At 59.6% G+C, this 17,904-nt stretch carries 19 protein-coding genes; 3 read left to right on the forward strand and 16 right to left on the reverse strand.

Annotation, left to right across the window (positions count from 1 at the left end; genetic code table 11):
• Positions 1-13 precede the first annotated feature (13 nt).
• The 8 genes from PHA81_RS18960 to PHA81_RS18995 form a co-directional block, all read right to left on the reverse strand.
• Positions 14-1,885 (reverse strand): transposase, encoded by a 1,872-nt coding sequence (locus tag PHA81_RS18960; RefSeq protein WP_273838232.1) that lies wholly within the window; start codon positions 1,883-1,885, stop codon positions 14-16.
• Between the two features lie 92 nt (positions 1,886-1,977).
• Positions 1,978-2,871, reverse strand: coding sequence for a ZIP family metal transporter (locus PHA81_RS18965; protein WP_273838234.1), 894 nt, complete (start codon positions 2,869-2,871; stop codon positions 1,978-1,980).
• A 242-nt stretch (positions 2,872-3,113) separates the two neighbouring features.
• Positions 3,114-5,276 (reverse strand): heavy metal translocating P-type ATPase, encoded by a 2,163-nt coding sequence (locus PHA81_RS18970; RefSeq protein WP_273838237.1) that lies wholly within the window; start codon positions 5,274-5,276, stop codon positions 3,114-3,116.
• A 26-nt stretch (positions 5,277-5,302) separates the two neighbouring features.
• The gene (locus PHA81_RS18975) at positions 5,303-5,452 is read right to left on the reverse strand and encodes a multicopper oxidase domain-containing protein (RefSeq protein ID WP_273838239.1); all 150 of its coding nucleotides are present in this window, start codon (positions 5,450-5,452) and stop codon (positions 5,303-5,305) included.
• 85 nt (positions 5,453-5,537) lie between these two features.
• On the reverse strand, positions 5,538-6,419 hold the full coding sequence (locus PHA81_RS18980) for a universal stress protein (protein ID WP_273838242.1): 882 nt from the start codon (positions 6,417-6,419) through the stop codon (positions 5,538-5,540).
• A 240-nt stretch (positions 6,420-6,659) separates the two neighbouring features.
• Complete coding sequence (locus tag PHA81_RS18985; protein ID WP_273838244.1) at positions 6,660-7,289, reverse strand: universal stress protein; 630 nt, start codon at positions 7,287-7,289, stop codon at positions 6,660-6,662.
• A 141-nt stretch (positions 7,290-7,430) separates the two neighbouring features.
• Positions 7,431-7,928 (reverse strand): pyridoxamine 5'-phosphate oxidase family protein, encoded by a 498-nt coding sequence (locus tag PHA81_RS18990; protein ID WP_273838246.1) that lies wholly within the window; start codon positions 7,926-7,928, stop codon positions 7,431-7,433.
• On the reverse strand, positions 7,925-8,824 hold the full coding sequence (locus tag PHA81_RS18995) for a universal stress protein (protein ID WP_273838248.1): 900 nt from the start codon (positions 8,822-8,824) through the stop codon (positions 7,925-7,927). Before PHA81_RS18995 ends, PHA81_RS18990 begins: the two co-directional genes overlap by 4 nt.
• 160 nt (positions 8,825-8,984) lie before the next feature.
• Here PHA81_RS18995 and PHA81_RS19000 point away from each other — a divergent pair, with 160 nt between their 5' ends.
• On the forward strand, positions 8,985-9,428 hold the full coding sequence (locus PHA81_RS19000) for a pyridoxamine 5'-phosphate oxidase family protein (RefSeq protein ID WP_273838249.1): 444 nt from the start codon (positions 8,985-8,987) through the stop codon (positions 9,426-9,428).
• A 68-nt stretch (positions 9,429-9,496) separates the two neighbouring features.
• On the opposite strand, the gene PHA81_RS19005 is transcribed toward PHA81_RS19000, so the two are convergent.
• Positions 9,497-9,946: a universal stress protein gene (locus PHA81_RS19005; RefSeq protein ID WP_273838251.1), complete on the reverse strand. Its 450-nt coding sequence runs from the start codon at positions 9,944-9,946 to the stop codon at positions 9,497-9,499.
• 67 nt (positions 9,947-10,013) lie between these two features.
• Here PHA81_RS19005 and PHA81_RS19010 point away from each other — a divergent pair, with 67 nt between their 5' ends.
• On the forward strand, positions 10,014-10,151 hold the full coding sequence (locus PHA81_RS19010) for a ribbon-helix-helix protein, CopG family (RefSeq protein ID WP_273838274.1): 138 nt from the start codon (positions 10,014-10,016) through the stop codon (positions 10,149-10,151).
• Between the two features lie 148 nt (positions 10,152-10,299).
• Here PHA81_RS19010 and PHA81_RS19015 read toward each other — a convergent pair whose 3' ends face one another.
• From PHA81_RS19015 to PHA81_RS19040, 6 genes are all read right to left on the reverse strand, one after another.
• A complete protein-coding gene (locus tag PHA81_RS19015; RefSeq protein ID WP_273838253.1) occupies positions 10,300-11,130 on the reverse strand; it encodes an IS5 family transposase in 831 nt (276 codons plus the stop codon).
• Positions 11,131-11,196: 66 nt separating this feature from the next.
• Entirely contained in the window at positions 11,197-11,499 is a 303-nt protein-coding gene (locus PHA81_RS19020; protein ID WP_273838254.1) for a hypothetical protein, read from the reverse strand.
• On the reverse strand, positions 11,499-12,500 hold the full coding sequence (locus PHA81_RS19025; RefSeq protein WP_273838256.1) for a cytochrome d ubiquinol oxidase subunit II: 1,002 nt from the start codon (positions 12,498-12,500) through the stop codon (positions 11,499-11,501). Before PHA81_RS19025 ends, PHA81_RS19020 begins: the two co-directional genes overlap by 1 nt.
• A complete protein-coding gene (locus tag PHA81_RS19030) occupies positions 12,493-13,914 on the reverse strand; it encodes a cytochrome ubiquinol oxidase subunit I (protein WP_273838257.1) in 1,422 nt (473 codons plus the stop codon). The genes PHA81_RS19025 and PHA81_RS19030 overlap by 8 nt, the downstream gene beginning before the upstream one ends.
• A 970-nt stretch (positions 13,915-14,884) precedes the next feature.
• The gene (gene spt4, locus PHA81_RS19035) at positions 14,885-15,028 is read right to left on the reverse strand and encodes a transcription elongation factor subunit Spt4 (protein ID WP_337958942.1); all 144 of its coding nucleotides are present in this window, start codon (positions 15,026-15,028) and stop codon (positions 14,885-14,887) included.
• Positions 15,029-15,079: 51 nt separating this feature from the next.
• On the reverse strand, positions 15,080-16,102 hold the full coding sequence (locus PHA81_RS19040) for a TFIIB-type zinc ribbon-containing protein (RefSeq protein ID WP_273838259.1): 1,023 nt from the start codon (positions 16,100-16,102) through the stop codon (positions 15,080-15,082).
• 250 nt (positions 16,103-16,352) lie between these two features.
• On the opposite strand from PHA81_RS19040, the gene PHA81_RS19045 reads away from it, so the two are divergent.
• Entirely contained in the window at positions 16,353-16,805 is a 453-nt protein-coding gene (locus PHA81_RS19045) for a ferritin-like domain-containing protein (protein WP_008415522.1), read from the forward strand.
• A gap of 372 nt (positions 16,806-17,177) precedes the next feature.
• Here PHA81_RS19045 and PHA81_RS19050 read toward each other — a convergent pair whose 3' ends face one another.
• The gene (locus PHA81_RS19050) at positions 17,178-17,828 is read right to left on the reverse strand and encodes a cation:proton antiporter (RefSeq protein WP_337958943.1); all 651 of its coding nucleotides are present in this window, start codon (positions 17,826-17,828) and stop codon (positions 17,178-17,180) included.
• Between the last annotated feature and the right edge of the window lie 76 nt (positions 17,829-17,904).

Raw genomic sequence — 17,904 nt, forward strand, 5'->3', positions numbered from 1 at the left:
CACTATCCCGTGGTCAACGCGGCGATTCAATCTCGCTGATTACACCGGTTGGGAAGTACCGATAGTCGCGCTCGGTCGAGGTTGTTCGCACCATGAAGTGTTTGAGCTTCTTGAAGCCGTTCTCGATGCCCCACCGTCGACGATACCACCGAATCACCCGCTCGATCATATGGATGAACGCCTTACCGTCCATCTGCTGATCGTCCGTGTCACCGGCGGTTACGTAGGGGTGATTCGTCTCGAATACCATGGTTCCAGCAGTGTCCACCTCTCCGTTCCGCGCCTTCTGCTTGCGGTCTTCGACCTCCTCTTCGCGGCGGATGTCACTGAGCAACCGCGAGAACGACATCCCCTCGCTCGGTTCGCCGTCCACGTCCTCGAACTCCCACTCGCCGCACAGCTCCGTCCATACTTCCGAGAGATCGTCGTCATCATCATTCTCGTCGTCCGAGTTCGAGTGCTTCGGGAGGTAGACCTGCTTTCGGGTGGGTGTCCCGTCGTCGGCTTCCTCCTCAGTGACGTGGAAGCGTTTGCCGTTGCGGTACATCCACGCGATGGTCTCGGCCTCGTCGCTCGTGGCAAAGATGCGCGTGGGATTGACGTAGTGGACGCCGTACTCCTCGCAGGTGTCCTTCACTGGATCGCTGTCGAACTCACGGTCCATCATCACGAGGTCGATGTCGACCATCTCGGTCGCGTGCGTCAGGAGCTTCTCGACGATCTCGTCCTTCGATTGGCCTCGTTCGCGCGGGATGGCGTCGAGGACGAGCGGCACGTCCATGCCGACGATCTTGAGCACCGCCCACTGGTAGTAGTCGCTGCCGTCCTTGTACCCGAGGATGTCGTCTTCGTGATCCTCCACGCCGCCGGTGAACGGAAATCCCTTGGTCACGTCGATGGCCGCCCAGAGCTTGCCGGTGAGTTCGCCGTGCTGACGAGCACGAGCGATGATCATTCGCGTCGTAGTGCGAAGCATCGAGCGAATCTCCGCCACGGAGAGCTTGCCGATCTGGTAGCGGTGGGTCGATCCAGTTGGAATACGTTCGCGCGTCGTATCGAGCGAAAATGATGCTGGACCGCTGCGCGCGTACATGTCCTCGCGCATCCCCATGTAGGCGTGCTGTTCCCAGAAAGCGTTCTCGTGAATCTCCCAGTTCTGGCCACGACTGAGCGCGAACGCATCGGTGACGAACGGCTTGGCCTGTTGCCACACCTCGTCGGTTTTCTGTGCGAGCAGTTGACGTTCCGGACAGTCGTCCTCTGGTTCGTCCGCTTCGGCGGTGTCAATTCGCTCGGGCAGGGAGACATCGCAGGCACGTGCAGCCGTGACGATTCCAGCAGCGCATTCCTTCACGGCGTCACGCAGTTCCTTGCTGCATCGGTGGTTCCATGCGCGCCAGAACGTCGACTGGTGCGGAAGTGAGTCAAAGCCGAGCCGACGGCGGAGCGACGGATGCGCTCGGAGGTAGTCGTGGAGGGCGGTTTCGTCCCAGCCGTTGATCTCCCCGATAATGAACGCCCGAACCAGTAGCGCCATCGGATATGGTCCCGAATAGGGTGCGGACGAGTCATGTGCGGCGAACGTGCAATGGTCAACCGGCAGGCGACAGACCAGCGTTTCGATGTCAGCGTAGTCCGTGGCGCGTTCGCATTGTGACTGGACGATGGTCGTGACATCCCCAACGAATCCGGCGAGATCGTCGCCTGTCCCACTGGGTTCGACATCGAAAAAGCGGGACTGTCCGTGGTGATTGGTGGCAGCGCCGGCGAGAGCCGGTGTGACTGTTTCCGTGGTGTCGTTTGGCCGGTCTGCGGCCCGTGTCTTCGTGTCGATACGTGCGTCCGTGTCGGGCGAATCCGCGTCCGACTGTGTATACGTTCCCATTGCATCTGGATCATCGTCACCACGAGCTACTCGACAGAAAGACGAGAGAGGCTGTGCCGCCCGTTCAATCAGGTCTTGTGATCGTGACCGATTTACAGGAATATCAACGGCACCATCGCTATAACGCCAGTGCCGAAACCGGCCAGCAGTTCGTGATACCCACGGTTCGGTAGGTCTGTCCCTGTCTCCAATGCTTCGGGGATGAACTCGGTTGCGACCAGATACACCATCGCACCAGCGGCAAACCCGAAGCCGAACGGGAGGAATGCCTCGGCCCACGTGACGAACGCGAACGCAATGACTGCACCGATGGGCTGGGGAAGACTCGAAAAGATCGCTGCACCGACCATCCGCCACTTGGACAGGCCCAGCGACCGCATCGGAATGGCGATGGCGGTCCCTTCCGGAATGTTGTGGATAGAGATCGCGATTGTCATAAACACTGCGAGTAGCGGGAGCGAGAACCCAAGGATCGGGATGCCGCCATCCAGTCCGAGTTTGGCGAACGAGACGCCAACCGCCACGCCCTCGGGGAAGCTATGGACCGTCAGAATACCGAGGATGAGGACGAGCGTTTTCAGATCACCTTTGGCGAACGCCTTGGCCTCCAGCGCGTGCTCGTCGTGGCTTGCGCCGTCGGTCCGGATCGTATCAGCTCTGCCGCCTCCAGTGTTGTGGTGGTGTTCGTGACTCGTGGTATCGTCAAGATCAATGTGGTCAAGTATCCTGTCGGCACCCTCAACCAGCACGATGCCTGCGAGCACACCGCCGACCATCAGAATGGGAACCCCATCCGAGGCGTAGGCCAGTCCCTCATTAACGAGACCGAACAGTGACACTGCCACCATAATTCCCGATGCGATACCCCACAGCCCTACGTTCCATCGGTCGCTGAAGTCGTCAACGAAGAAGAACGGGACTGCTCCCAGTCCCGTCGCTACTGCGGTGATGAGTCCAGCGACGAACACTAGTACGAGGTGTTCCATGTGCAGATACTCCTTATAGAGGTATACCAAAGGACATTCCGGAACAGGAAAACTATGTTTTTGCTTGCCAAAATATCTACTCTAAAGACGGATGTTTATTTTTGGTATCCTAAAATTCGCTGCGTTGGGATACCAGACGATACCGATAGGGCCAGAGATAGCTCGCAACGATAGCTTTCTCCGACTATTCGTGTGGTTATCGGGCTACATCATCACAAACTCGCGAAGGATTCCGGACTCCGCTAGCGGAGGAAGCCCAGCAGTTCGTAGTCGTGGTCGGGGGTGTACCGGCGGAACAGCAGGCTGTTCGACAGCACCGATACCGACGAGAACGCCATCGCTGCCGCAGCCAGCACGGGCTGGAGCAGACCCAGCGAGGCCAGCGGGATCATCGCCGTGTTGTACCCGAGCGCCCAGAAGAGGTTTTGTTTGATCTTCTGAAGCGTGCCATCGCTGATGCGGATCGCCTTCACGACGTCGAGCGGATCGTCGCGCATCAGGGTGACATCGGCGGCTTCGATAGCAACGTCGGTGCCGGAACCAATCGCGGTTCCTACGTAAGCGGTCGCAAGTGCCGGCGCGTCGTTCACGCCGTCGCCAACCATCATTGCCTTTCGGCCACCCTGTTGGATGTCATCGAGAGCATCGGATTTGTCCTCGGGGAGGACCCCTGCGCGGACGTTCGTGGGATCGATGCCGACCTCTTCGGCGACTGTTTTGGCTGTGCGCTCGTTGTCGCCGGTGATCATGTGGACCGCGACATCCCGCTCGCGGAGCGCCGCAACGGCCTCCTTGGCGCTCTCTTTGACCGTATCGGCATCGGTGATGAGGCCAAGCAGAGTCCCTCCGCGTGCGACCAACATCGCGGTCTTGCCCTCGCCTTCGAGTCGTTCGAGGTCCTCGGTGGCGACCGAGGGGTCGATGCCGTTGTCGCGCATGAGCTTGCGGTTGCCGACGAGCACCTCCTCATCGTCAACCGTCGCGCGCACGCCGTGGCCGGGAACGTTCTCGAAGTCCTCGGCCGCATCGAGGTCGATGCCTCGCTTTTCGGCTCCTTCCACGATGGCCTGCGCAAGCGGGTGTTCGCTACCGGATTCGGCGCTAGCTGCGGCGTGGAGCACCGTCTCCTCGTCGGTTCGTGTCGTTGTGGGTTCTGCGCCGCCGCTGACTGCCCGCGTGCCGCCGTCGGCTACTGTCTCGGAGCCACCGTCGGTGGCAAGGGGAACGACATCGGTCAGTTCCATCTCACCCTCGGTGAGTGTCCCGGTCTTGTCGAACACCACCGTATCGAGATTGCGTGATTCTTCCATGGCAATACGGTCGCGGATGAGCATCCCATTTTGTGCCGCGGTCGACGTGTTGATCGCAACCACAAGCGGGACAGCCAGCCCCAACGCGTGCGGACACGCGATGACGAGAACGGTAACAACGCGTTCGAGAACGCTGATATTGAACCCAGTCGCCACGACCCAGCCGACCAGCGTGAGAGCCGCAACGCCCAGTGCGACGTAGAACAGCCAACCGGCCGCACGGTCGGCGAACAACTGTGTTCTGGACTTCGACTCCTGAGCCTCATCAACGAGACGCATGATACCCGCCAACGTCGTCTCGTCACCTGTGGTGGTTACCCGCACTCGGAGGCTGCCGTCCTGATTTACTGTCCCAGCGACGACCTCGCTACCAGGGTCTTTGTCGACCGAGCGCGACTCGCCCGTAATCATTGATTCATCCACTGAAGACTCGCCTTCGACGACCTCGCCGTCGGCGGGGACGCTCGCGCCCGGACGGACGAGCACGACGTCATCTTCAGTCAGTTCGTCAATCGGGACTTCCTCGGTATCGCCGCTGTCGGTAACCCGCTCCGCGGTGTCGGGCATGAGCTTTGCGAGCTCGTCGAGCGCTCCCGAGGCCTGTCGGACCGAGCGCATCTCCATCCAGTGGCCCAGCAACATGATGTCGATGAGTGTTACGAGTTCCCAGAAAAACGGCGTCGTCCCCGGAAGAACGAGGCTCGCCAGCGAGTAGACGAACGCGACGGTGATCGCCAGCGAAATGAGCATCATCATTCCCGGTTCGCGATTCGTGAGTTCTGTTCGAGCCATCGAGAGGAACGGTACACCGCCATACGCGAAGATGACCACCGCGAAAACTGGCGTTATCCATTCGCTGCCGGGGAAGACGGGTGTCGTGTAGTTGAAAACGTCTTGAATAAATTCGCTGAAGACGATGACCGGGAGCGAGAGAACCAGCGATATCCAGAACCGCCAGCGAAACATCTGTTCGTGGCCCGAGTGGTCGGTCTGGGCGATGTTATTGCCGCTATCGCCCCGATGGACCGGCGGTGTGTCGGTGGTCGCGGGTTCGTTTCTTCGTTCGGTCTCGTCACATGTCGAATGCTCGCTCATAGTAGTGTAGTATCCTGTTTTCGTGTTCAGTCGATGTATTCGTCGATACGTCCCATACCGCCCTCAAGATGGTAGATGTTATGGCAGTGGAACAGCCGATCATCGGGGTTATCCGCGAGGAAGTCAATCGTGACCCGGCCCATGTGGCCTGATATCATCACCGTGTCCTTGAGCACGTCTTCTCGCGAATAAGCTATTGAAAATATATCTCGTTCCGTGTTATCGGGCCAGCTCGTGAGAGTGTCCGAGACTGTTGTGGCGCTACACTTCTGTTTCAACCGTTCGAACGGTCAGCACGGGAATCGGTGACGTTCGCACCAACTTTTCGGTAACGCTTCCCAGCATGTACCGGTCGAATCTCGTTCGACCGTGCGTTCCGAGCACGACGAGGTCCACATCGTGTTCGTGGATGTACGAGAGAATCTTCCCATGGACCGATGTACCGAGTGCAACTGATCCGGAGACGGACTCGACCGAAGCGTCCGTTGCGAACTCTGTGGCATCCTCGACGATTTCCGTTGCGTTCTCTTCGAGGAACTGTACCTGCATCTGGATGCGAACATCGACTCCAAGACTCGTGACATCGACAACAGACAGGAGATGGAGGTCGGCTGCTTCTTCACTCGCCACGTCAACGCTCGTTTCGAGAGCCTCATTCGCGCAGTCGCTGCCGTCGGTCGGGACCAGCACGCTCTCGTAGGGATAGGTGGCCGTGACATCGCTATCCGGCCGAACCGTGAGCACGGGTACGTCCGCCCGCCGGACGACGCGCTCGGTGGTGCTGCCGAGCAGGAGCCGTGCGAGACCCTGCCGGCCGTGTGTGGGCATGGCGATGACGTCGACATCGCGCAACTCGGCATAATCGAGGATCGTGCTATATGGCTCTCCCTGTAAGACCTCCGTGACGGTAGTGATTCCACGCTGGTGAGCACGGTCGGCGGTATCCCGGACGATCTGTTTTCCTTCCTGTTCGAGGGCATCAATGACGTCGCCTTGAACCTGAATGACGCTATCTCGTGTCGTATCCGCTACGTTGAGGAGGTGCACCGTTGCATCATGCGCCGCAGCGATATTGAGAACATGATCGAAGGCAACGGTTGCTCCGTCGCTACCATCGGTAGGGAGAAGGATCGTCTCAAACATACGATGTCCTACCACCCATTGTCAGTTAAGGATTTTCCGACCAGCGGACGTTGCCCTTCGAAGAAAGAGGGAAGTCGAAGACCACGACGTCAATAGCTGCGGTCGAGTTTTTATTTTCTTGCGAACAAGAAGCTCTACAGGTCGACATCGCCGTTTCAGTGGTGGAGAGCGTCTCGACGCTGATTTTCCGTTCATCTCTGAACACCCGCGCTGGTTCTCGGGGACCAGTTGGCGACGTTTTCATCGGAGACCGCTTCGTCCGATTCGCGTCGCGCCGGTCGCACCATCGATGTGAACGCGGAACCTACCATCTTCGGCGCGATACGGAACGACCCACGAACTCGTTCCGCGGTAGGGGTCGTCCATCGCCTCGGCCGGTTCGTGTCCGGCGTCGGCCAGCGCGCTCGCGGCGTGTTCGACTGCCGCTGTGGGTGAATCGACCGCCATCGGCTCGTCAATGGCCCGGACGGTCGTCACGGGAACCGTCGCCTCACGGACGACGCGCTCGGCGACGCTGCCGAGCAGTAGCCGATTGAGACCCGTGCGACCGCTCGTTCCCATGATGATCGTGTCCGCATCGACATCGTCCACGGCGGCGAGGACCTTCCGGTAGGGGCTACCGTGTTCGAGGTGGGTTTCCACCTCGACAGAGATTCGGGATGCCGCGTCTTCGACGTTTTCGAGCGCGTCCGTCCCACTCGCTTCGAGAGAGTCGAGGGCCGACCGCTCCAACCCGTCGTACTCCGAGGTGTTGACGACGTGAAGTGCGTGAACGGTCGCATCGATTTCATCGGCAATTGCGATGGCGTGGTCGATTGCTCGTCGGTTCCCCTCGCTTCCGTCCGTCGGCAGCAGGATATCGTCGTACATGGTCTCTTCCACCTCCATCTACGCCGAGAGCGAACAAATAGCCACCCCAGGTTCTCAGTCAGTGGGAATCGAAGTTTTCGGGCCGGAACTGCTGTTGACTGTGAACTCTCTGACAGCCGCTCGATGCGACACGTCGGCCCCTCATTCGATCGTGTCCTCGTCGGCCGTGTCTTCGTTCGCAAACCCGGACGGAAGTCCGAGGTGTTTGATACCGCTCTGCTCTTCGATGTGGAGCTGATAGAATCGCGTGTTTTCGGCGGTGCTGGCTCGCTCCAGCAGATCCGGACGACCGCTCAGCTCCGCGCTTTCTTCGAGGCTCTCGCGCTCGTCGTCAGGAACTTCGCTGATGGGGCCGGCGAGGAGGACGCTACGCCAGTTGAACGGCGTCTCGGCACGATAGACGAGAAATCGGGCAATTGTCGTCTGTTTGCTTAGGTCCGTTTTTCGACTGCTGGAGCCGACGAGATAGAAAAAGTAGAGCCGCGAGTCACCGTCGAACCAAAACGACATCGGGCGCAGCGCGGGCGCACCCTCGGTCGGGAGTCCCAACACGCCGACGCTCTGGCTCGACAGAAATCCGCGAATCGCCTCTTCGTCCATCCGAACCATGCCGTGCGTGCTCAGTTCGTCAGTCGTCATCGACCCTCAGATCGCTCCCGCGCGTTGACGGCCAATACCGGCATTTTTGCGTGTCTGATAACTCGTTCGGCGGTGCTTCCAAGCAGATAGCGATTGAGGCCCGTCCGGCCGGTCGTGCCCATCGTGATGAGGTCGATATCGTTCTCGTCGGCGTACGCGAGCAGGTCGCTCGCCGGTAGGCCCTCGTGAACGCTCGTCGTGGTATCGAGACCCGCATCCGCGGCATTTTCGGCGATCGCCTCGGTCGCACGCTCGCCTTCGGCTTCGAATCGCTCCAGCAGTTCCGGCGGAGCGGAGTAGCCCGGAGTGAGCGTTATCGCTCCGGAATCGATGATGTTGACCGCGTGGACGCGAGCGCCGGCTCTCTTCGCAATTTCGATACCGTGGTCGATGGCGATGCTCGCGGCGTCGCTGCCATCGGTCGGTATCATGACCTCCCCGTAGTCGCCGGTGAGTTCGCTTTCCTCGACTGCTTTGGTCGTCAGCACCGGACACGAAGCCCGGCGCACGACGCTCTCGGTCACGCTGCCCGCAACGTACCGACTCACCCCGGTTCGACCATGCGTGCCCATCGCCATCAGGTCGATATCATGCCCGTCGGCATATTCGACGGTTGCATCGGCAGGCTTTCCTCTGAGCACCGCCGTTCGCAAGGAATCGCTTTCCTTGAAGATAGCCTCGGTCGTCTTGATTGCCTGCTCGTTTTCGGCCTCGATGCGCTCGACGAACGCCTCGTCGACGCCACCGGCGTTGAACATACCGCCCGCGGTTTGGACGTCGGCGGCGCTGACGACGTGGACTGTCGCGTCGAACGCCCGTGCGAGATAGCGGGCGTGCTCGGCGGCCCGAATCGCGTGCTCGCTGCCGTCGGTCGGAACGAGGATGGTCTCGTACATCGTCTGTCGAGTCGATCCGCCAGCACATAAATCCGGTCGGCAGTTCCGAAGCACGGGGAATCGACTCGTGGGTTCATGTTCCGCGCGCCCGTAGCAGTACAGATCGCTTCGATGTCGCCACTGGGGTAGAGTTTTGTCGGTTCATCGCGTAGTTCGCGCCATGAGTGAGGGTGACTCTGGGACGATGACCGACGACGAGCGGGATGGGTTTCTCGGCAACGGTGGCACAGGTGTCATCTCTCTGGCAGCGGGTGAGGTGGCACCATATTCCACTCCGGTCTCGTACGGCTACGACGCGGCCGAATCGGTCTTTTATTTTCGGCTCGCCAACGAATCCGACGGCGCGAAGGGTGATCTTTCCGGCCGCGCCGTTTCGTTCGTGATCTACGGCAACGACGATGGATGGAAAAGCGTCGTGGCGACCGGGCAGCTGGAGCGAACCACTGAAGAGTCCGTCGCCACCGAGAGCTTACAGGGACTCGAACGAGTCCACATCCCTTTGATCGACATCTTCGGCAAGCCTCCACGAGAGGTGACCTTCGAGTTCTACCGGCTCGTTCCGGACGAGCTAACGACTCGGACGGAAACACACACCGAACTCTGAAGCGCCGTCCGCATCAGTGAAACATACTCAACGAACACGAACCGAGAGCAAGCGGTTAGCGAGCGTTCCTAACTGTTCGTCTCGGTTTTCACGACGAGCGCCGGACGGCTCGCCAGCCTGAGAACGCGGTCGGTGACGCTTCCCAGCAGCGCCCGGTACTCCGCCGAGCGGCGTTTCGTCCCGAGAACGACAAGGCTCGCGTCGTGCTCGTCGGCGTAGCCAGTGATCGTCCCGACGGGGTCGCCGTGTTGTACCGCCGTGGTGACGTCGACACCACGAGTTTCGGCGTCGTCACGGACCATTTCGAGCGTCTCGCGCCCGTGTTCGATGAGACCGTGTTCCGGTCCCTCCGCCGAGTCGACGTACTCGTCGCCGCTGTACGCCGTGTAGATGCTCTCATCAACCACGTACAGTGCGTGTAGTGTAGCGTCGTGGGCTGCAGCGAGGTCGATGGCATGAGAGGTTGCGTTTTTCGATGCAACGCTCCCATCGGTTGCGAGCAAGATTCGATCGTACATACAGGCCGAAGCTCGATGCCGGTTCGGAATATATTGTCGGTCGAGAATTCGCTTATCTCACCTATCGATAGCCGAATTTGGTCTCAACGTCCCACAGGAGGTTCTTGATGAGTTTGACGAAACGTGGCAGAATGAAGGACTGGAATCGCGTTCTCGCGCCGTTCGTGAGGCGATCCAAGAGTACATCGACGCACACGAATCTTGAAGGAATAGAGGGACCTGCTGTTGCTGCACTCGCCTTCGATTACGAACATACGCTCGTCATCGGCGAGCTACATACGGTCCAACACGAGCTCGAGTTGATCATTCGGACAACTAATCGGCTCCGTTGAATCGCCATAAAGCAGTCGAATTCATGGTTTCACGAGGTGTTTGATGTTGTAGACGGCACACATCAGGACGACTTCACGAAACTCGCGGTACCATTCACGCGCTCGGACGGCGGAGCCGTACGAGCGCTTGACCGACGAGTTCGCCGTCTCGGTCATCGCACGCTGTCCGTAGAGATCATCGTCGATTCTGGCGTTGTGAGCGTGGTCGTACGGTGCGCGCACGCAATGCTTGACTAGCGGACGTATCCCGTGGTTGCGGAGAGTTTCGCGTAACCACTGGCTGTCGTAACCCTTGTCGGCAGCAAGCGTCCGCAACTCGCCCGCCGGTACGCGGGCGAGTTGCGCACACACCTCCGCATCGCTTCCTTCCCTGGTCGTCGTACAGTGAACGTCGAGGATCGCCTGTGTTTCCGTATCGACGAGTTTCGTGGCTTCGATGGTCTGAACGCAGTAATTCGTGCGGTCGCAGTAGTGTTTGCTGGCCGGAGAACGCTCGTAGTAGGTGGCATCGACGGCGACGTGAGGGGATGGGTCGTGCAGATGCGCCGACTGGCGCAGCAGCACGCGCCAGACGTCCATCACGATTCTATCAAGCCACTTATTCAACGTCGATGGATGCTGTAGATCGTCCGCCTCAAGGCCGATAACCTCCAGAATTGGTGGCATTACCTCCAGTTGGTCGATGATCATCTCGTAGCTTTCTTCGAGGAAAATCCGGAGTCCGTGGAGGAATATCATCGCGTAGTCGGCGAACCTGCCGCCCCGAAAGGCGGCGGCAGGTTCGTCAGCATCGTCAGAATGATTTTTAGCGAGCGAGACGAACTCCTCGGTGAAGCAAGTGGTAAGGTTCACTATAAACGCTATTCACCCGCTTCATACTCTTCGATTTACCGGCCCATCGCGCCGCCGTCTAGTGATTCAATGGAGCCGATCAGATGGCTCGAATCGTGTCGCACGCATCCATTCTTTGATGAGCTCGTTCACGTTGTAGAAGATGATACCGATGGTGAGCAGCGTCGTAACGAGAGAGATAATAAAACCCAGCGGCCCGCCGATTGTCACTCCGAGCAGTCCGCCAGTGATTCCGACAACGGTGAATTCGATCCACGTCACGAGCACCCGCGAAAGCAGCCTCGGTTCGGCTTGCCCGTCGAGCACCGGATTGGCAGTCGAACCGTCACGTCGAGTACCGTTGTCGATCGATCGCTCATCACGACCCATCAGTACGACTCACCGGTCTCGATTGGTCCACTAAACACCGAATAGAGCACGACGAAGTAGCCGAATATCAGCGGCAACAGGAGCGCAGCGCCGACCGACATGACGTTGAGCGGAAGCGGCGAGACAATGGCCGCCTCGACGGTGAGACCGCTCACCCTGTCGATGACGGGATACATCAGTCCGGCGACGATCCCCACAAGCGCGAAGACGAGTCCCGCTGCCGTCGCGAACGCGAGGTAGTGGCGGTCGCGGGCGGTCGCCGCCGCGTAGCCACTGGCGAGGACGAGCGTTGCGACGACCAGCCCGATAACGAGCGGCGAGAGCAGGCCCGACCGCAACGCGGGCGTCGTCGCGTAGAGATAGCCAAGCGCGATCACGACGAGGGCGAGATACATGGCGAGGGCGCGATAGCCGTCCGTACGGAGGTCCTCACGCAGGTCGCCGCGCGTCTTCAATCGGAGGAACGCAACCCCGTCGACGACGGTGAGCGCGACGAGGGCAAGCCCGACGGCGATTCCCGGCAGCGTGACGAGCGCCGTCGCGCCGAGCAGCCAGTTCGCCGCGAACAGGCCGAGCAAGAACGGTGTCGTGAGGCTGCCGACGACGAACGCTCGCCCCCACCAGACCTTCCACGTCGCGTCCTCGCGCTGTTCGTACATCTCGGGGGCGAGTCCCCGCAGCCCCAGCGCGGCGAGGATGGCGAACATCAGGAGGTAGTACCGGCTGAATAGGTTCGCATACACCGAGGGAAACGCCGCGAACAGTGACCCGCCGAAGACGACCAGCCAAACCTCGTTGCCGTCCCAGAACGGCCCGATGGCGCTCAACAACTGCTCTTTTTCCTCCGGATCGTCACGGGTCGCAAACAGGATTCCGACGCCAAAATCGAACCCATCGAGAAAGAGAAACATTCCGAAGATGAAGAAGACGAGACCGAACCACAGCTCGGCGAGCGGCAGCCCGAACAGCGGCTCGCTCGCAAACGACGCAAGCTCAGTCATCGACGCTCACCGCCGCGTTCGAGGGGGTGTGGTCGACCGCATCGAGTTCGTCGCGTGCCGGTGGTCCAGCCCTGATGAGCCGGACGATGACGTAGGTATAGAGCACCAACAACAGCACGTAGCCGGTGGCGAATCCAGCGAGCGTGAAGACTGCTTCGACACCCGTCAGGCCCGGCGAGACGCTCTCGCTGGTCTTCATCACCCCCTGGATGACCCACGGCTGGCGGCCGACCTCGGTGACGATCCAGCCGACCTCGACGGCGAGGAAGCCGAGCAGCGACGACGCCATCAGCGACTTGTGGAGCAGGTCGTCCTCTAACAATTCACCGCGCCACCAACGATAGCCACCCCAGAACGCAAGCAGGATGAACCAGAAGCCGAGCGCGACCATGATACGGAACGACCAGAAGACGATCGCCACTGGTGGCGCTTGCGTCGAGAAAGATTCCAGCCCGCGTATCGTCGCCTGCGCGTCCCCGCCGCTTGCAAGCCACGACGCCATGCCAGGGATGCCGATGCCGAACAGCTCCTTCGCCCGCGGGTCGAACAAGTCCTCGAAACTCGTCGGGACGGCGACGATGTACTCGGGGACGTACGATTCGGTCTCCCAGACCGCCTCCATCGCGGCGAACTTCTGGGGCTGGGTCTCGGCGACGTGGCGGCCATAGGCGTCGCCCTGAATCGCCTGCAGCGGGGCGGTGATGAGAAGGGCAACGAGCGCGATCTTGAGCGTCTTCTCCCAGAACTCGGGATGCTGGACGGGGTTGTCCCACACGTGATGGCGGAAGACGTAGTACGCCCCGATGCCCGCCATCAAGAGCGCAACGGACTCGACGGCGGCGTTCTGCATGTGGACGAACATCCACGGGAACCGTGGGTTGAGATAGGCAGCCAGCGGGTCGGTGAGGTTGACGATGGACTGGCCGTTCTTCGTGACCATCTCGAAGCCGCGCGGGGTCTGCATCCACGCGTTGGCGATCAGGATCCACGTCGCCGACAGCCACGTGCCGAGGCCGACAGCAACGCTCGAAACGAAATACAAACGGTCGGAGACACGCTCGCGGCCGAAGACGAACACGCCGAGGAAGGTGGCTTCGAGCATGAACGCCATCATGCCTTCAAGCGCGAGCGGCCCGCCGAACAGCTCGCCGGCGACCGTCGAGAACGCCGCGAAGTTGGTGCCGAACTCGAATTCGAGCACGAGACCCGTGACTGTGCCGACGGCGAAGCTCACGGCGAAGATCTTCGTCCAGAATCGCCGGAGTTGCTCGTAGATAGCTTCGCCCGAGCGAAGCTCCTTCCACGTGAAGTAGACGAGAAACGGCGCGAGACCCATGCTCATCACGGGGAAGATGATGTGAACGATGGTGGTGAGCGCGAACTGCAGCCGACTGGCGATAACCGGGTCAACCATCCAGAACACACCCGGAAACGTGGATAGCGATCACTGCCGACCCCGACTGGCGAGTGGTTTCACGTCCGGTTTTCGACCGAGAAAATCCCTCGACAGCGGTGTTCGAGCGTTTCCGTGGGATGTGAACATCCTGTTGGCTCGACATAGTGTGGAGATACTGCTCGCACTGAGTTAATGTTGGTGAATGCGAACCATCGATACACGTCATCATATCTGTTCATCTGACCGTCGGTAAGACGACACCGTCGCGGCGGGACGCCGCCAACTGCAGCCGACGTGTGTTCTTCGTGCTGAATCCTCCCCTCAGTAGTTGCTTCGTTTGGACAGTCGCCCGACCTACGGCTCAAAAGTAGTCCGTCGTGAAGCGTGGTGTGGTGCCGGCTACGCTATTCGCACGAGTAGCCGTTCCCGGATCACGAGTAATGCGGGAAGCACCACTGTCATGCACGCAATGGAATGCACAACGATACTCAGTCCGGTCACGATGCCGAAGCGCTGGAGCGGCGGCGCTGTTCCACGTCGCTTCATTTCACATTAGAGTGGTCTGGTACTCAGATGATGGAGTGATGGTGAGTACCCATTCATTCACTACACACAAATAAAGATTGGAATGAATATTGGGGCTGCGCATGACGAATCCACCTAGCGACTTCTGGATCATCAGTATTGATTTCAGTCATAATTATGCATGAGAAATCTAGCTAGCCGACCTCTGATAGTACCTGAACTCGGCTAGGTCGATTTATCATGCATAGTCCTATATGGAATTTAGACCATCAATTGATTTCAATGCCCATCGCATATGATAAAACTGCCTGACTTCATCTCTTCTGGAGTGCGCTCGTATTTTCGCTTTCGATGGAGGTGATCGCAGCGTACCCAGTCAACGTCCTCCTCATCAAATGGGGTGTGAAAGAAGGGATGGCAAATCCGGCAAGCATGGCGTCATAAGAAGTCGATTTTCGCGCTGTTATCGAACCTTCAGCGCGTACGTCCCTGGCTGGGTGACGTTCATCGTCCCTGCGACATCGCTTTGGTTCGGGTGGGCAACGATGACACAGCCCGCCCAGTCATCACTGAGGCTCGACGAGCCACAGACGGGACAGGTTTGCACGCTCGCCTCGTGGAGACTGTGACACTCCCGGCAGGCCACGTCGATCCGTCATTAAACTGCTGCCTCCGTCTCGGTGTATTCTCGCTGTTCAGCCTGCTGACGCTTCCCTTCGACTTCGAGCAGCTCTTGATATCGATTCCGGATCGTGACGGTGCTGACGCCGACCACCTCGCTGACTTCGTCCTGCGTCAGTCGGTTGTTCGTCAGGATACCAGCAGCGTACAGCGCAGCGCCGGCGAGGCCGACGGGACTCTTGCCGGAGTGTGCTCCTTCCTCCATCACCGTTTGAATGAGTTCACGAGCACGGCCTTCGGTCTCGTCGTTCACATTGAGGTCGGACGCGAACCGCGGCAGGTACTGGTCGGGAGCCGGCGGCCCGACTTCGAGGCTGAGTTCCTGATTGATGTAGCGGTAGGCGCGCTTGAACTCCATCTCGTCCACGCGCGACACCGCTCCGACCTCCTCGACGCTTCGGGGAAGTCCCATCTGGCGAATCGCGGCGTACAGCGCGGCGGTCGTGACGCCCTCGATGGAGCGCCCTGGCAGGAGATCCTCCGAGAGCGCCCGTCGGTAGATGACGCTCGCGGTCTTGCGGACGTCCTCCGGGACGCCGAGCGCGCTCCCCATGCGCTCGATTTCGGCGAGCGCCTGTTTGAGATTGCGTTCCTTCGAGTTGCGAGTGCGAAAGCGCTCGTCCCACGTGCGGAGGCGACTCATCTGCTGGCGCTTGCGCGAACTCAGGGCGTTGCCGTAGGCGTCCTTGTTCTGCCAGCCGATCTGGCTCGACAGCCCCTTGTCGTGCATCAGCTTCGTGGTGGGTGCGCCGGTGCGTTTCTTTCGATCGCGTTCGGCCGAGTCGAACGCGCGCCACTCGGGGCCGTGATCGATCTCGTCCTCCTTGACAACGAGACCACACTCGGCGCAGGTGGTCTCGCCGTGTTCGGCGTCGTTCACGAGTCGGCCACCGCACTCGGGGCAGACGCGTTCGGTTTCGTCAGTGGTTTCTTCGTGCGTGTCTTCGGTGGTTTGTTCGTTCGATTCGTGCGTACGGATGCGGGTTGTGTTGCCTTCCAAGATGACTTACGAGTGAGCACATACTCACTGGGTTGATTGCGACGGCGATACAACGAATCGCTACATCAGTAAGTAGGAACCGAAGCTATTTAAACCCTCGTCTGAAGCATGACGAAAATCGACCTATGGATACGTCCATACCCGTCGATTTCGGACGTTTCCCTGGAGCGGCCCGCGCTCCAGACCTCAATCAAAAGGAATTCTACAGGAACCCATATCTCTAAGACTCTGCATCGAGTAGCGACAGCGTATGACAAACGAGCAGGTGATAGAGCTGCTCCGAAGCGCCTACAACGACGAGATCGAGACCGTAATGAACTACCTGACGAACGCGACCGTCCTCGACGGGGTCAGCGCAGAAGAGGTCAAAGAGAGCCTCCGAGCCGACGCGAAGCAGGAAGAACTCATTCACGCTGAGCGAATCGGAAAGCGACTAAAGGAACTCGATGCCCAGCCCCCGGCTTCATTCGAATTTGAGCCGGAACAAGAGGCACTCCAACCACCAGAAGACACGGCCGACGTACTCTCAGTCATCGACGGGGTGATCGAATACGAAGAAGACGCAATCGATACGTACCGGTCGCTCATGGAAGCTGCCAGAGAGGCGGACGACCCAGTCACCGAAGACCTTGCTATTGATATCCTCAGCGACGAGGAGTCCCATCGGAGCGAGTTTCGCAGCTTCCGGAAAGGCTACGATTAAGTGACGATTATATGACTATTCTGTCTCGTGGGTGACAACAATATCGTTCAGGGGATAAAACACTTCGTGAATCGCCATGATGGCTACTGTTGGAGGATAGTTAGGAACGACTCCAGATTGAGCAAGAGCATCAGTAGTTGAGATAGACTGTTTTCGTGATCGTGAAGAAATCGAGTCCCAAGTCCCTCTGTTCGCGGTAGGTCTCGTTTGAGGAGGCGTCTTCACAGTCCGGTAGTAGGTCACGGCCGCACCTGTTCAACGTTCGGGGATTACTCCTCTTAGTCACACAGTTCCCCCCAACCTGTGGCGGACGGACGGAAGCGGTAGGGACGAGTCTCGTTTGCGTTGGACAAGACGATTCTGGAACCTCGGTCATGCAGATTGATCACGCGCTTCGAGGCGGTCTTGGTGGTCTTCGACTAAGATGCCGCTCACGCCCAAGAGGTGCTCGCCGAGATAGAAACTCCCGTAGGCACCGGCCAGCGTGAGCAAAAAGAGTGTCAGCCGGTCGTCGGTCACCCGCTGGAAGCGGTAGACGAGGTAACCGTTGAGCAGGCCGACGAGAACGCCGCCGGCGCTCACGACGAGAACCTCGACTGCCAGTCCTCCGAGCCGACCGAGCGAGAGCAGTGCCGTTCCGGCGAGTTCCGATGGACTCGCTTGCCGGACGAGTTCGAGAACGGTGGTGAAGACGACGATCGCGAGGCCATCGTCGAGCAGGCTCTCGCCTTCGGTGAGCACCGCGAGTCGTTCCGGTGCGCCCGCCCGTTCGAACAGCGAGAGTACTGCGACCGGATCGACCGGGTAGGCCATCGCCCCGAACAGCAGCGCGATCAGTAATGGAAACCCGAAGACGATCGAGCCGATCCACCCGACCAGCAAAACAGCGATCGGCAGTCCAACCAGGACGATCGTCCCGAAGACCGGCAGGTCGCGTCGAAAGGCGGTGTAGTTCGTCTCCGCGGCCCCCTGAAACACGATCGCGGGGAGGAACACGAAAAGGATGACATCGTGGGTGAACAGTCGCTAGTTGTCCACTTTGGCTCAACAGCCCAATAGCTGATACGTTGTAGGAATGAAGCGGATGAATCAGTGACCT

Source organism: Halococcus sp. PRR34 (assembly GCF_028617175.1).
Taxonomy (GTDB): Archaea; Halobacteriota; Halobacteria; order Halobacteriales; family Halococcaceae; genus Halococcus; species Halococcus salifodinae.